Annotated in this window: 11 protein-coding genes; 4 read left to right on the top strand and 7 right to left on the bottom strand. The window is 67.6% G+C overall.

All coding sequences use genetic code 11. The features are described 5' to 3' along the window. Positions 1-512: 512 nt before the first annotated feature. Complete coding sequence (locus ABCR94_RS23945; RefSeq protein WP_347122057.1) at positions 513-1,331, top strand: alpha/beta hydrolase; 819 nt, start codon at positions 513-515, stop codon at positions 1,329-1,331. On the opposite strand, the gene ABCR94_RS23950 is transcribed toward ABCR94_RS23945, so the two are convergent. Beyond that, positions 1,315-2,769, bottom strand: coding sequence for a helix-turn-helix domain-containing protein (locus ABCR94_RS23950; RefSeq protein ID WP_347122058.1), 1,455 nt, complete (start codon positions 2,767-2,769; stop codon positions 1,315-1,317). The two genes, ABCR94_RS23945 and ABCR94_RS23950, sit on opposite strands and share 17 nt — an antisense overlap. A gap of 338 nt (positions 2,770-3,107) precedes the next feature. On the opposite strand from ABCR94_RS23950, the gene ABCR94_RS23955 reads away from it, so the two are divergent. Together ABCR94_RS23955 and ABCR94_RS23960 are read left to right on the top strand one after the other, a co-directional pair. Beyond that, positions 3,108-3,473, top strand: coding sequence for a hypothetical protein (locus tag ABCR94_RS23955; RefSeq protein WP_347122060.1), 366 nt, complete (start codon positions 3,108-3,110; stop codon positions 3,471-3,473). Further along, entirely contained in the window at positions 3,463-3,876 is a 414-nt protein-coding gene (locus ABCR94_RS23960) for an ATP-binding protein (RefSeq protein ID WP_347122061.1), read from the top strand. The genes ABCR94_RS23955 and ABCR94_RS23960 overlap by 11 nt, the downstream gene beginning before the upstream one ends. Before the next feature lie 242 nt (positions 3,877-4,118). Here ABCR94_RS23960 and ABCR94_RS23965 read toward each other — a convergent pair whose 3' ends face one another. The 6 genes from ABCR94_RS23965 to ABCR94_RS23990 all read right to left on the bottom strand — a co-directional run bounded on the left by ABCR94_RS23965 (position 4,119) and on the right by ABCR94_RS23990 (position 9,939). After that, entirely contained in the window at positions 4,119-5,426 is a 1,308-nt protein-coding gene (locus tag ABCR94_RS23965; RefSeq protein ID WP_347122062.1) for an Nramp family divalent metal transporter, read from the bottom strand. An 84-nt stretch (positions 5,427-5,510) separates the two neighbouring features. Then, entirely contained in the window at positions 5,511-5,933 is a 423-nt protein-coding gene (locus ABCR94_RS23970; protein ID WP_347122063.1) for a hypothetical protein, read from the bottom strand. Positions 5,934-6,061: 128 nt separating this feature from the next. Further along, the gene (locus ABCR94_RS23975; RefSeq protein ID WP_347122065.1) at positions 6,062-7,537 is read right to left on the bottom strand and encodes a GntP family permease; all 1,476 of its coding nucleotides are present in this window, start codon (positions 7,535-7,537) and stop codon (positions 6,062-6,064) included. A 109-nt stretch (positions 7,538-7,646) separates the two neighbouring features. Then, positions 7,647-8,057, bottom strand: coding sequence for a RidA family protein (locus tag ABCR94_RS23980; protein WP_283520976.1), 411 nt, complete (start codon positions 8,055-8,057; stop codon positions 7,647-7,649). Then, positions 8,054-8,857 carry an IclR family transcriptional regulator gene (locus ABCR94_RS23985; protein ID WP_347122066.1) on the bottom strand — a complete coding sequence of 268 codons (804 nt, stop codon included), beginning with the start codon at positions 8,855-8,857 and terminating at the stop codon, positions 8,054-8,056. Before ABCR94_RS23985 ends, ABCR94_RS23980 begins: the two co-directional genes overlap by 4 nt. After that, positions 8,854-9,939: a sugar kinase gene (locus tag ABCR94_RS23990; protein ID WP_521977836.1), complete on the bottom strand. Its 1,086-nt coding sequence runs from the start codon at positions 9,937-9,939 to the stop codon at positions 8,854-8,856. The genes ABCR94_RS23985 and ABCR94_RS23990 overlap by 4 nt, the downstream gene beginning before the upstream one ends. A gap of 267 nt (positions 9,940-10,206) precedes the next feature. Between ABCR94_RS23990 and ABCR94_RS23995 the strand changes: the two genes are divergently transcribed. Next, entirely contained in the window at positions 10,207-11,514 is a 1,308-nt protein-coding gene (locus tag ABCR94_RS23995; RefSeq protein WP_347122068.1) for an alanine racemase, read from the top strand. Position 11,515: the final 1 nt, after the last annotated feature.

The raw sequence follows: 11,515 nt of genomic DNA on the forward strand, positions 1-11,515 counted from the left end.
CTTCCGAAAAATGGGCAAGAGGCGAAGTGTCTGCTAACCGAAACGAGGGAGGAGGAGATTCTGAGAGCTTCAATTCCGGTAACATAGGCGTAGCCTCGGCGAGTAAGGCAGCGATTCTAATTCCCTGCGTGCCGGCCGGCCGAATTCCCGGAGGCCCCTACAGTCTCAGTGTCATTGTCGACTTGAACAAACGAGGGGGGTCCGATGACGCCAAGGCTCGTCAAGGCTTGATTGATCTGACTCGGAGCGCGGCGCAATACGCCCACAAGAAGGCAGATTGCGAACTTCCCTTCCACAATCAGCTCTGAATGTGCGGCTGGCCGGGAAGTTGCAGAAATCGGGCAATGATTCCTACAAGACCGACAGGGCGATCCAAGATGCGCTCACGCAGCAGGTGTACTTGTGACTGCCAAGCCGGTCCGCTCGTAGCGTGGGGCACTGGACGAGCTGAGTACTTATCAATGATGCAGTCGCTCTGTCAGCACTCTCGATTGATCACTACGCTTGCTGACATGGCGACTGACAGCGTGAGCGTTCGGACCCTTGATGGCCTGCACCTGGCGGCCACCCTCGAACGTCCCCAAGAGCCCACCACACGCGCCGTGCTGCTGGTGCATGGCGGTGGTGTCACTCGCGAGGAGGGCGGGTTCTTCGGACGGCTCGCAACCGGCCTCGCAGAGGCGGGCATTGCCTCGCTGCGCTTCGACCTGCGGGGACACGGCGAGAGCGACGGCAAGCAGGAGGAACTGACGCTTTCCAGCATCCTCAACGACATTCGCGTCATGCTTGCCCACCTCCGCGAAGCAACGGGAGCCGCAGAGATCACCTTGCTCGGAGCGAGTTTCGGCGGAGGTATCTGTGCCTACTACGCCGCCAAGTGCCCGGATGAAGTTGACCGCCTGATGCTGTTCAATCCCCAACTCAACTACAAACGGCGGACTGTCGACGCCCGGCCGTACTGGACGGATGACGTCATCAGCGAGGAGGCGGCAGCCGAACTCACCGAGCGTGGTGCACTTCAGTTCACGCAGACGCTCCGCCACGGCCGCCCCATGCTCAACGAGGTGTTTTGGCTCAAGCCCCACGAAGTGCTTGGGGAAGTTCAGGCCCCAACGCTGATCGTGCACGGCACGGCTGACACGCTGGTGCCCTTCGAGTCGTCCCGAGAAGCCGTTGAGCGCTTCACTGCTCCGGTACAGCTTGTTCCTGTGGAGGGCTCACAACACGGTTTTGCCGTCCACGATGACCCGCAGTACCTCAACCCCAAGAGCCAGGAGTATCAAGCGTCTGTCATCCGCACTGTGACTGACTGGCTCACGGCGTCGCTGTAAGCGTCTCGCGGAATTCTCGGACTGCGGGCCGGCTACGCCACCGATCGAGCGTCTGCGAAACCTCGCCGAGCACGCGCATGGTGCGCTCTGACTTCACCTCGTGCGCGACTTGGGCCGACGGCTTACCGATCTTGGCGGCTTCGTCCGGTTCGCCGCTGAGCGCCAGTGCTGCCGCCCGTCGCGCGTTGAAGAATCCGGTGTCTCGGTGGGACAGCGATCCGGCGCTCAGCACGTCGTTGAACAGGCCAACCGCGAGGCTCGGCTTCCCGGCCTCGGTGTAGGTGACAGCGTTGCGCAGTAGCAATGTGTCGGTGGTGAAGTAGACCCCGAGCGGCGTGGGGTCGTCGGCGGACACGGCAGTCAACAGGCCATGCGCTTCGTCGAGCTTTTGCTTGACAGCATCCAGCGGTTCCCCAGTCATGGCCAGCCCGAGGGCTTCCTGCTGGGTGACCTCAGCGTGGACCCGGGGCGGCAACTGCCATCGCTCATGCCGAGCAGCCTGGGCGAGGGTGAGCACCCGCAGCGCATCGCGTTCGTCGTACGCCATCTGGGACTTCTTTAGCAGGACATAACCCTGCATGGCAGCATCGTCGGCTTCTTGCGCCCACTCCATCGCGCGGTCGTACCAGAAGCCTGCCTGACCGGGCTGGTGGATGTCGCGGTACAACCATCCGGCGAACTCGGCTCCGTCGGCCCCGACCGACAGTAGCTCGCGCCGGGCCTTGGGCTTGAAGTTGCGAGCGCTCTGCTCGATGGCCCCGAGTAGTCCGAGGACGACCGGCAGGGTCTTCTTCGGACCGAGTGCGCCGTCGTCGCCCTTGGCGCGCTCCAGTTGAGTGCGGAAGTAATCGACGACCGGGCCGTCGAGGTAACGATGGGAATCCTCCAAGGCGCTCGCGACGCGCTGAAGTTCTTCCAGGCCCAAACCAGGCAAAGCGGCAGCGACAATGCCGCTGAGCAGCGATCTACGGTGGAGCGGACTCATAGCCTCGTGTTCCGTGGCGGTGGCGGTGCTGTCGGCCGGGATTGCCGACAGGCTGCCGAGGCCGTTGCCCGCGAGCGCGTCCGCGTCGACCGGCACGAAGACCTGCTGTCCGTTGACCATGACCGGAAGCAACGTCACGCCTCGAGTCCGGGGTTGCTCTGGCTTCCGGTGGCCGGTCTCTTGCCGCGGATTGACAGGAGCCGCGAACTGTCGTTCGCTGCCTGGCAGCTTGAACCACAGTAGGTCGGCCGGGATTTTCAGGCTATGCGCCCATTGCATGAGCTTGGAGAGGTCCTGCGGGGCGGCGCCGTTCTCGATCCGGCTGAGCTGAGCCTGGGTTACGCCGAGCCAGTCGGCGACGGCTCCTTGCGACAGCGCTCGTCCATGGTGTGGGTGGGTGCGGTAGGCGTAGAGCACCTGGCCGAAGTGCCAGCTTTCCAGAGCTTCGCGCATCCGGGAGCGCTGCCAGAACCCGACCGGGAGATCTGGCGGTTGGCCGGCTGACTGCCGCTCGTGTCGCGCGCAGGCCCCGCACCGATCTCCGGCGTTGTCCCTGGCCAGCCGCGTACCGCACTGGCAGTAGCGGGCTTGCTCTGGTGCCATACCGCCGGTACTCCCGCCGCTGGTGCCCCTGGCCTTTGCCTACCCAGCGTATTGCCACATGCGGCCCCGGGATGGCAATACGCCGGACGTATACCCGCGTATGCCTGGCCGTCGTTGGCCTGCCAATTGGATAGCAGCAGGCTCGGGAAGCCCCACTTACCTACCCGTCAGGGCAAGGAGCCAACGCTATGCCGACAACACCTCGACGCGCCTTCGGCTACCTCCGCGTGCTGCCCGGCATGGGAATAGACGACGTACTGCGCTTGCAGCGCGACTTGGTGGTCTTCGCCGAAGTGCAAGGCCTTGTTCTCGCTGACGTGTTCGTCGAGGCCCAGTGGCAGCAACTCAAGGCGTGGCAGGAGGTCGTGGTCCATTGCTGGGCCAAGAACGTCAGCAATGTCGTCATGCCCTCGCCCGAGCACCTGCATCAGATTCCGGTGTTGGCGGAGATCATGAGGGACGAGGTTGAGAGGGAGATCGGCGGCAAGCTCTGGCTGGTCGAACCGCTTGAAGAGACCGCCGCAGCCGAACCGGAGGCGGGTCGTGAGCGCTGAACATTTGGTCAGCCGGCTGGAGTTGGCTGCCCAGGCCGACGCTGGGCGGTGGGCACGAAGCCATACCTGCGATGTGCTGAGGGCCTGGGGTGTCGGCGAAGACCATATCGACACGGCACGGTTGGCCGTCTCGGAATTGGTCACCAACGCCGTACGACACACAACGGACGAGCTGACCGACGCCCCGCCGCAACGGCTGACGCTGACGCTTCAGCGAGAACCACACCGCTTGCTGGTGTGGTTGGCCGACCCGAGCAACAGGCCACCAGCGCGCGCAGTGCAAGTGTCCGGCGCGGAGAGTGGGCGCGGGCTGCTCATTCTGGAACAGCTCACCAAAGAATGGAGCTATTACTTCCTGCCGACTGGCGGCAAGGTTGTCTGGTGCTCGATTTCCCTGACTTAGCGGAGATCAACAGGCACCTGAAGGGCATCAATTCTATTACCGGCCGACCACACCGCCGCGCACGTACCCGGGATGAAGACGAATTTCCCCGGCATCGGTGAGACGTAGACGTCCTCCACTCCGGGTACTGGGCGCCCCTCGGGAGGCAGGATGCCCAGTTCGAGCGCCTCCCGCAGTTCGACCATCACCACAGAGATCGCCGACATGACCTCGCTCGCGTCTCCGTGCTGTGCACGGGCTCGTCACCACGGCAGCTCCCGTACCTGCTGGAAGCAGAGCACGACGAACAGGAGGCCCGCCGACACCAGCATGCCGTTGCTCAGCCAGCCGTTGCGCCATTCCGCGGGCGTGCGGGAGGAGTTGAGGAGCCAGACCAGGGTGAGTGCCAGGAACGGCATGAAGAACGCGCCCAGTACGCCGTACACCACGACCAGGCCGAACGGCTGGTCCAGCCACAGCAGGGTCATCGGCGGGAACGTCAGCCACAGCAGGTACGCGCGGAAGGGCTTCGAGCGCTCCTTGGCGCCCGTCGCGAGCTCCTCGACCGTTCCCTCGTCGATCGGGGCGCCCTTGCGGTCGGCCTGGAAGCGCTCCACGAAGTCGGCGAACATCAGGCTCACGCCGTGCCACACGCCGATGAGGGACGAGAAGGACGTGGCGAAGAAGCCGACCAGGAAGAGCTTCGCGGTGAACGCGCCGTAGCGGTCCTCCAGGATCTTGCCGAGGTCGATCAGGCCCCGGTCGCCCTTGGTCAGGGCGAGGTGTGAGGAGTGGAGCAGTTCCGCGCCCACGATCAGCATCGCCACGACGAAGATGCCGGTCGTGATGTACGCGACGCGGTTGTCGAGCCGCATCACCTTCATCCAGGAGGGGTTGGTCCAGCCCTTCGCGTTGACCCAGTAGCCGTACGCCGCCATGGTGATCGTGCCGCCCACGCCGCCGATCAGGCCCAGTGTGTAGAGCAGCGAGCCGTCCGGGAGCACCGGCACCAGGCCCGCGAAGGACGCTCCGATGTCCGGGCTGACGCGGATCGCGACGTACACGACGACCACGAACATGATGCCGATCAGGGCCGTCATGACCTTTTCGAAGACGGCGTACTGGTTGAACCAGACGAAGACCAGGCCGATCAGGCCCATGAGGATCGCCCAGACCTTGAGGTTCGGCCCGTCCGGGAAGAGCGCAACGATCGGCAGGGCCGACGACGACATGGCGGTGGCGCCGTAGATGAAGCCCCAGATGGTGACGTAGATCGCGAAGTAGACCGTCGTCCACCGGCCGAGGCTGCGCCAGCCCTCGAAGAGGGTCCGGCCGGTGGCCAGGTGCCAGCGGCCCGCGGCCTCGGCGAGGGAGATCTTGACGACGCAGCCGATCACCGCCGCCCACATCAGGGTGTAGCCGAACTTGCTGCCGGCGATCAGCGTCGCGACCAGGTCGCCGGCGCCCACGCCGGTCGCGGCGACGACGATGCCGGGGCCGATGTACTTCCAACTGGACTTACGTGGCCGGGCGGTGAGCTCTTCCGTGCTGTTGTCCGTCGTACCTGCCATCTCTGGCGCCTCCCCGCTCGTCCCACTCGTCCCCGAAGGTGATCCAAGTCACCAAAGCGGGGTGGGGGTGATCGCGCAAGAGGGTCAGCGGTTCGTATTGCCGGGGGCGCCGCGGTTGCCGAGGTATTCGCCCAGGACGGGGGCTATCTCCTCGAACCATTCCTGGAGCATCCCGCGGTTCTTGGCGACCACCGCGCAGTCGAGAAAGCGGCCGTCGGTGAGCACCACGCCCACCATCAGGATGTGGCCGCTGGTGCCCTGCTTGTAGTGGACGGTGGTGATGTCGTGCCAGGGGAACTCGGCGGTGTGGCCTTGGGACTCGAAGCAGACGCCCGCCTCGTCGATCACGATGGCGAAGCGCCGGTCCGCCGCGAGGAACTCGGGGCCCGGGAAGGGTTGTTGAAACTGTTCCTGTTGGGGTGCGTACGGCGTCGGGGCGTACGGCGGGGGCGGTGGGCCGAAGCCCTGTGGCACGTTCTGCGCCTGCTGCTGACCCTGCTGTTCCATGTCGGCCCCCTCGGCTCACGCTTGCGCGCATGTCCGCGCATCAGTAGGGAGCGCCCTCGGGACGGACGGGTCCCGGGGGCGCTCGCACACCATGGATCGTAGAGGCAGAGGCAGCTCTGGATGTACCTCTAGATGACCAGGCTCAGCAGCGCCGCGACCACGAAGCCCGCCACCGACAGGACCGTCTCCAGGACCGTCCAGGACTTCAGAGTGTCGCGCTCCGAGATGCCGAAGTACTTCGCGACCATCCAGAAGCCGCCGTCATTGACGTGCGAGGCGAAGATCGAGCCCGCCGAGATCGCCATGATGATCAGCGCGAGGTGCGCCTGCGAGAGGTCCTGGCCCTCGACCAGCGGGACCACGATGCCCGCGGTGGTGACGATCGCGACCGTCGCCGAGCCCTGCGCGACACGCAGCACCACCGAGATCAGCCAGGCCAGCACGATGATCGGCAGGCCTACGTCGTTGAAGGTGTCGGCGAGGGCGTCCGCGATGCCGCTGCCCTTGAGGACCGCGCCGAAGACCCCGCCCGCGCCGACGACCAGCAGGATGTTGCCGACCGGCTTGAGTGACGCGGTGGAGACCGTCTCCAGGGACTTGCGGGACCAGCCGCGCCGGATGCCGAGCAGGTAGTACGCCAGGAACAGCGCGATGGTCAGCGCCACGAAGGGGTGGCCGAAGAACTCGATGACCGAGCGGAGCGTCGAGGGGTCGAGCGCGATGGAGGAGAACGTCGCCAGCAGGATCAGGACCAGCGGGGTTCCGATGATCGACAGGACCGTGCCGAGCGCGACGGGCGTCTCGCGCGGGGTCACTCCCGCGGCGTGCTGCTCGGCGGCGACGGCGGCCTTGGCCTCCTCGGCGGCCTCCACCATGTCGTGCGGTACGTCGACGAAGATGCGCTTGCCGATCCACGCGGCGTACGCCCAGGCGGCGAGGACCGCGGGGACACCGACGATGACGCCCATCAGGATGACCCAGCCGAGGTCGACCTTGAACAGGCCGGCCGCGGCGACCGGGCCGGGGTGCGGCGGCAGGAAGGCGTGGGTCATCGACAGGCCGGCGAGCAGTGGCATCGCGTACAGCAGGATCGATTTGCCGGAGCGCTTGGCGGCGGCGTACACGATCGGCGCGAGGACGAAGATACCGACGTCGAAGAAGACGGGGATGCCGAAGACAACACCGGTGACGCCCATGGCGAGCGGGGCGCGCTTCTCACCGAACAGGTTCAGCAGGCGGGTGCTCAACACCTCGGCGCCGCCGGACACTTCGAGTATCGCGCCGAGCATCGTGCCGAGGCCGATGATGATCGCCACGTGCCCGAGGATGCCGCCCATGCCGGACTCGATCATCGAGACGGCGGCGGACTTCTGGACCGTACCGAAGAGCTCGGTGACCGACAGGCCGGCGGAGAGGCCCACCGCGATGGAGACGCCGAGCAGCGCGACGAAGGGCTGGATCCTGACCTTGATGATCAGGACGAGCAGCAGCGCGATGCCGAGGGCGGCGACGGTCAGCAGGCCGGCCGTGCCGGGGATCAGGGCGAGCAGGCCGCCGGTGTGCGGGGTCGGCGGTGGTACGGGTGGAGCGGCTGCGAGAAGCACGGGGGGACTCCGTTGTTCGGTTCCGCGAGGGTTTTGGGGCAGGGGGGACCACGGCACGGCGCTTCGGGGGAAAGCACCGTGCCGTGAGTTGTGGGGAGGTGGTGCAAGATCAGCCGAGCACGGCCAGGGCGTCGATCTCGATGAGCAGCCCCTTAGGGAGGCCCACATAGACGGTCGTACGGGCCGAGGCGGGCGCCTTGAGACCCTGCTCCTCGAAGTACGCGTTGTAGATCGCGTTCATCTCGGCGAAGTGGTCGACGTCCGTGAGGTAGACGCGCATCATCATCACGTCGTCCCAGCTCGCGCCGCCCTCTTCGAGGATCGCCTTGACGTTGGCGAAGGTCTGGAGGGTCTGCTCGCGCAGGGTCGGGCCCGCGGGGGTGGGGGCCTGGCCCTCCACGGCCGGCAGGAAGCCGACCTGGCCGGCGACCTGCAGGATGTTGCCCTTGCGTACGCCGTGGGAGAACTTGGCGGGCGGGGCGGTGTGGGTGGACGGCGTGATCGCGGTCTTCTCGCTCATGCGCTTGCTTCCTTGGTGGGGCCTGCTTTGGCCGGGGTGTCGGCAGTTGCAGGGGGGTTGGCGGTACCTGAGTACTCCCGGCTGATGGCCTCGGCGGTGCGGCGCACCAGCGGGAGGAGGGTGAGGAGTTCCTCGGCGGTGACGACGACATTCGGTGCGGACACCGACATGGCGGCGACGACCCGGCCGTCCGCACCGCGGATGGGGGCGCCGATGCAGTTGATGGACTCCTCGTGGCCGCCGAGGTCGGTGGCCCAGCCCTGTTCGCGTACGTTCGCCAGTTCCTTGAGGAAGGCTCCGGCGTTCGGCGTCGAACGGGACGTGTACATGGGGTAGTCGAGCTTGTCGGCGATGGCGCGCCGCTCCGGCTCGGTGAGGTCGGCGAGCAGCAGCTTGGCGACCGCGGCGACGGTGATCGCGACGGGCTTGCCGATCCGGGAGTACATCCGGACCGGGTAGCGGCTCTCGACCTTGTCGATGTAGAGGACCTCGTTCTCCTCGTACACCGCTAGGTGGACGGTGTGGCCGCAGTCCCCGTTGAGTGCGGTGAGGTGGGGGTGCGCGATCTCCCGTACGTCGAGGTTCTCGACGGCCTGCTGCGCGAGCGCGAAGAGGCGGGCGCCGAGGCGGTAGCGCTGGTCCTGCTGGCGGTAGACGAGTCCGTGCTCGTGGAGCGTACGGAGGAGTCTGAGCGCGGTGGACTTGTGCACGCCGAGGCGGTCGGCGACCTTGCCGAGATCGGCGGGTCCCTCCGCGAGCAGCGGCAGGATGCTCAGCGCTCGGTCGACTGTCTGGCTCATGCGGTACGTACCTCCACCTGGTCCTCCCCTACCCCGTCCAGGATCCAGCCGGGGCCGAGACGCAGTGTGCCCCAGGCGGGGGCATCGAGGGCGGCAAGGCGGTCGGCGTGGGCGCGGGCGGGCGGGGTGGCGAGGTCGCCGGGGACGGTGAGGGCGGCGGCGGCCATGAGGTGGCCGTGCCGGACGCGGGCGCGGTCGGGCAGGCCGCGGAGGGTGGCGGAGAGGAACCCGGCGGCGAAGGCGTCGCCCGCGCCGACGGATGCGACGACGTCGACGGTGAGGGCGGGGACGAAGGTGACACTTTCGCCGCCGCGGGCCCCGTCCGTGCGGGCGTACACGGTGGCGCCGAGACTCCCCTGCTTGATCACCAGCACCTCGGGCTCGGGCAGGGCGGCGCGGATGGCTGCCAGGCCGGTCAGGTCCCAGGCGGCCTTGGCCTCGTCCTCGCCGACGAAGACGAGGTCGGCGCCGCGGGCGAGGTCGAGCAGGACGCGGGGGTGGGGGCCCTCGGCGTCGTGCCAGAGGTTGGCGCGGTAGTTGACGTCGAAGGAGACGAGGGGCCGGCCGGGGGCGCGGGTGGTGAGCTCATGCATGAGGGCGAGGCAGTCGGGCGAGAGAGCGGCGGTGATCCCGGACAGATGCAGGATCCGCCCCGACCACAGGTCCCGGTGCGGCATGCTGCCGGGCGCCATCGCGGAGGCGGCGGACCCGGCCCGGTAGTAGACGACCTCGGAGAGGGGCGCTGGTTCTCCGGCGGGGGCGGGGGCGGGGGTGGGGGCCGCGGTGACCTGCGGGACTGTCGCCGGGCCAGCTCCCGTCGGGCGTTCCCCCGCTGTGCGGAAGTAGATGCCCGTCGGGCGGTGGGGGTCGCGCTGGACCGCCGTCGTATCCACGCCGTACGCCGCGATCGCGGCCACCAGGTGGTCGCCGAAGCCGTCCGCGCCGACCCGGCCGAGCCACTTCGCCGTATGGCCGGAGGCTGCGAGGCCGCAGGCGACGTTGGACTCGGCTCCGCCGATGCCCCGTACGAACGACGGCACGTCGGCGAGGCGCCCCGGTCTCGACGGCAGGAACGTGACCATGGACTCGCCAAGACACACAACGTCGACATCGACATCGATATCGGCGTCGGCCTCGGCCTCGGCAGCGGCATCAATGTCGATACCGGCATCGGAAGCGATGTCGGAGTCGACGGATCCGGGCACGGGCGCGGTCACGATCGCTCAAGCTCCTCACTGGTCGGTCGCCGGGCACCATTGACCGGGCGTTGGCTCGGATGTTAGACAGCGCTAAGCGAAATGCGCAATGGGTGTTGCAGAGAGTGCAACGCAATCTTCTAAGGAGGCCCCATGGCTGCCGAGATCGACTCCGACACCGCAGACGCGGTCGGATCACTCGCCCTGGAAACGGTGGATCACCGCTTCAAGGCGCTCCCGCCCGACGCCACGGGCCTGACCGTCGGCGCACTGGCAGCAGAGCGCCGGAATCTGTTCACCGGCGGCTTCACCACCCCCGTGCTCGCACTCTCCGCCGAGTCCCTGGGCCACAACCTCACGCTCCTGGAGACCTACGCCGAGCGGCACGGCCTCGCCTTCGCCCCGCACGGCAAGACGTCCATGTCGCCGCAGCTCTTCGCGCGCCAACTGGAGCGCGGCGCCTGGGGAATCACCGCCGCCATGCCGCACCAGGCCCGGGTGTACCGCGCGTACGGCATTCAGCGGATCTTCCTCGCGAACGAGGTCGTCGACGCGCCCGCGCTGCGCTGGCTCGCCGCCGAGCTCGACGCCGACCCCGACTTCCGCTTCGTCTGTTACGTCGACTCCCTGCGCGGCGTCGAGCTGATGGACGAGGCCCTGCGCGGCGTCTCGCGCCCGCTGGACGTCGTGGTGGAGCTCGCCGCCGGTGAGGGGGCCCGTACCGGCGCCCGTACCGAGGCCGAGTGCGCGGCGGTCGCCGACGCGGTCGCCGCGACCGCGACCCTGCGCCTGGTCGGCGTCGCGGGTTACGAGGGCGAGGTGCCGCAGGCCGACGACGAGCGGGTGCATGCCTGGCTGCGCCGACTCGTCGCGCTGGCCTCGGAGTTCGACAAGGCGGGCCGCTTCGCGTCGACCGGCCTCGACGAGATCGTGATCAGCGCGGGCGGCAGCGCGTGGTTCGACGCGGTGGCGGATGTCTTCGCCGAGATCCCGAGCCTGTCCCTGCCCGTACTGAAGCTGCTGCGCTCCGGCGCGTACGTCTCCCATGACGACGGCCACTACCGCCATCTGACCCCCTTCAACCGGATCCCCGACGAGGGCGCGCTGCAGCCCGCCTTCCGCCTCTGGGCGCAGGTCGTGTCGCGCCCCTCGCCGACCCAGGCGTTCATCAACGCGGGCAAGCGCGACGCCGCGTACGACCTCGATCTCCCCGAGGCCCAGGTCGTACGCTCCGCACGCGACGGCTCGATCCGCCCGGCCACCGGCATCAAGGTCACCGGCCTCTCCGACCAGCACGGCTGGCTGACCACGGAGGAAGGCGGCGCGGGCCCGGAACTGGAAGTGGGCGACTGGGTCGGGATGGGTCTGTCCCACCCCTGCACGTCCTTCGACAAGTGGCAGTTGATCCCCCTGGTCCAGGGCGACGGCACCGTCATCGACTACGTCCGCACCTTCTTCTAAG

It is taken from the genome of Streptomyces changchenzhani (genome assembly GCF_039766235.1).
In the GTDB taxonomy this organism is placed as follows: domain Bacteria; phylum Actinomycetota; class Actinomycetes; order Streptomycetales; family Streptomycetaceae; genus Streptomyces.